The 2,982-nt window shown below is 48.8% G+C and carries 3 protein-coding genes and 1 pseudogene; 3 read left to right on the top strand and 1 reads right to left on the bottom strand.

Annotation, left to right across the window (positions count from 1 at the left end; genetic code table 11):
- The 3 genes and pseudogenes from RMO35_RS15705 to RMO35_RS15695 all read left to right on the top strand — a co-directional run.
- Positions 1–132, top strand: a pseudogene (locus tag RMO35_RS15705) (ferredoxin-NADP reductase); the annotation flags it as partial.
- Positions 133–382: 250 nt separating this feature from the next.
- Positions 383–706, top strand: a complete 324-nt coding sequence (trxA, locus tag RMO35_RS15700; protein ID WP_295616965.1) for a thioredoxin — start codon at positions 383–385, stop codon at positions 704–706.
- A 326-nt stretch (positions 707–1,032) separates the two neighbouring features.
- Positions 1,033–2,085, top strand: coding sequence for an LOG family protein (locus RMO35_RS15695; RefSeq protein WP_309742264.1), 1,053 nt, complete (start codon positions 1,033–1,035; stop codon positions 2,083–2,085).
- Positions 2,086–2,357: 272 nt separating this feature from the next.
- On the opposite strand, the gene RMO35_RS15690 is transcribed toward RMO35_RS15695, so the two are convergent.
- Positions 2,358–2,855: a molybdenum cofactor biosynthesis protein MoaE gene (locus tag RMO35_RS15690; protein WP_309742263.1), complete on the bottom strand. Its 498-nt coding sequence runs from the start codon at positions 2,853–2,855 to the stop codon at positions 2,358–2,360.
- Positions 2,856–2,982: the final 127 nt, after the last annotated feature.

The raw sequence follows: 2,982 nt of genomic DNA, 5'->3' as shown, positions 1-2,982 counted from the left end.
TGTGGACTCAAGGGCATGGAAACAGGCATCGATGCTGCTTTGACCACTGCCGCAGCCAAGTCCGATGTCAAATGGTCTGAATACCGTTCTCAACTCAAGCGTGCGGGTCGTTGGCACGTTGAGACTTACTAGGGGAGAGAGGGTAGAGGGTAGGGGGTAGAGGGTAGATGGTAGATGGTAGAGGGTGGAAGGTAGTAGCGGGTAATTGAATTATCGGCTTACTCCCTCATCGCTACCCCCTACCCCCTACTCTCTGCCCTCTAGTTATTGGTGGGTAATTACGAATTATTTTCCTACCCCCTATTAAGTACCCAAACCCCCCTACTCCTATGGTAAAATTGCATACAAACTGAGCAAACCTAGGTAAAAAGGATTTGGAGCCATGTCGTCAGCAGTAGAAGTTACAGACGGTTCTTTTAAGGAGGATGTCCTTGATAGTGAGATTCCAGTATTAGTAGATTTTTGGGCACCTTGGTGCGGCCCTTGCAGAATGGTAGGGCCTGTGGTGGATGAAATTGCCGCTCAATATGAAGGCAAAATTAAAGTATATAAACTTAATACTGACAACAACCCTAATGTTGCCAGTCAATATGGCATTCGGAGCATCCCAACCTTGATGATTTTCAAGGGTGGACAAAAAGTAGATACTGTTGTCGGAGCCGTTCCCAAAGCAACTCTTTCCAATACTGTCGAAAAATATCTTTAAAACAGGTTTTTGGTAAGTTACACTGACGATCGACTCATTTTGCTGGCTCAGTTGAGTCGGGAAGATGAGGTTCGCTCGGTTAGCTAATAGCGATTGTAGTTGTAACTCATCAAAGCCAAGATTTCCGATTGTGGATTGCTAGCTATTGGCTCGCTATGTCAGACGGGTAAAGCCCCAATCGCCAGAATAATCTGCCAAGTCCATATTCTGGCTCGATTGGACGTCTCTAGCTTAATTAAGCTAGAGACTTTTTTCGGTGCGTAGCAATTCGCGCGATCGTCACAAGGTCACAATCGGCAGCAGCCAAATAATTTTGGATTAAACTTATGGACGCGCTATCCGACCTAAAAAACAACTTAGCAGCGACGATCGATCTCTTGCCGACCTTACCAAACGGTAAATTGATTCAACGTGCCTTAGAGTCGATTCTACACATGTCTCAGACCGAGATCGATCGATTGGACTGGAAGATTCTCAGCGCCTCGATTGACGATATGGAGCGAGCCTTTGAGACTTTTTATCCATATCGGCATATTCGGAAGGTTGCCATCTTCGGCTCGGCACGAACCAGCGAGACAGCGCCTGAATATCAACTGGCTCAAGATTTTGCCCATCTGATTACCCAACAGGGGTTTATGGCGATTACTGGCGGTGGTGGGGGGATTATGGCGGCGGCGAATGCCGGAGCTGGTGCCGATAACTCATTTGGCTTAAATATTAGTTTGCCCTACGAGCAAGGTGCCAATCCTTACATCGCTGGCGATCCCAAATCGATCGTATTTAAATACTTCTTCACTCGCAAGCTATTTTTCTTGAGAGAAAGTGATGCTGTGGCATTATTTCCTGGCGGATTTGGCACTCAGGATGAGGCACTAGAGACGCTTACACTCTGTCAAACTGGTCGATATGGCCCCGTACCGCTGGTGCTGATCGATCGACCCGGCGGTGCATATTGGCGAGATTGGGACAGTTATTTGCGCCAGCATCTCGCTGCCACTGGATTGATTGGTACTGCCGATTTGAGTTTATACACGCTTACTGATGATGTACGGGTAGCTGCGGCAACTATTCGGAATTTTTATCAGGTGTACCACTCCAGTCGGTTTGTCGGTGACGAGTTTGTCATCCGCTTAAAAGTCGCAATTTGCGATCGCGATCTCGATTTGCTCAATCGGGAGTATGAAGACTTAGTTATCGGTGGCGAGATCGTCCAGGTGCGGGCAGCATTGGCAGGTGAGTCACAAGATGATACTGCTAATTTACCTCGCCTAGTCTTCAAATACGATCGTCGCGATTTTGGCCGACTTTACCAGATGATCGGCACAATCAATCAGATGAGTGGCGAGCTGTGTGGAGATACTCATCCTGAGACTAAGTAATATCGCGAGTTGAGGATATTTGCTCCGTTCGAGTCCTGCCAACGTTTGTGTGCGTCAAGACAGGGGAAACCCCAAGACCGCACTTTTCGCTACGCGGACTGAAGATCTAGTCCGCGTAGCGGCGCGCGCTCCGGAGGTTTCCTCCGGGTTTAGCGCGACAAGACAGGCGGACTTCGCATCACCAGCCGAGACTTCCAGTCTCCAGGCATTTCTTATCCCAAACTCCCCACTCATCGGTGACTGCTAAGAAAACCAATTGCCAAAGAGCCGACTTAGGGGCAATCTAACTGTTCGCAAGCACCAATACTGACCCAAATCCCTAACTTTTTACCTTCGATCGCACCGTACCACTCTTTTTTCCAGATTGGTGCTTGATGCTTGAGAGTATCGATCGCATACTGACACGCCGCAAAAGCCTCTCCCCGATGCGGACAACCCACCGCCACGAGGACGCTAATCTCCCCGATCTTGAGCTTCCCGACGCGATGGTAGATAACGACATGCGTCACATCCGCCCATTTGCTCCGAATTTCCCAGCCAATAGCGGCAAATACGCGCATCGCCATCGGCTCGTAGGCTTGATATTCCAAATATTCTACCGCTTGTCCGTCAGTGCGATCGCGAACGGTACCGCTCATGATGACAACGGCACCATTCGCCGGATCGTCGGCTAGTTGATAGACTTCATCTAATAATAACGGCGCAATCCCGATCGCAAATCGATCGGCTGGGTGGGCTGAAGTGTGAGTAATAAGAGGGGTGGTTGTCATAATCTAGGTGAGATATCTTGTGGAAATCCGTGCAGCATGATATATTCGATCTTACGTGCAAATTGCAATCATGTGGATAGGTGGCTGAGTGGTCGAAAGCGGCACACTGCTAATGTGTTATGGGGGT

Source organism: Chamaesiphon sp. OTE_20_metabat_361 (assembly GCF_031364565.1).
This window is presented reverse-complemented; position numbering and strand designations above follow the sequence as displayed.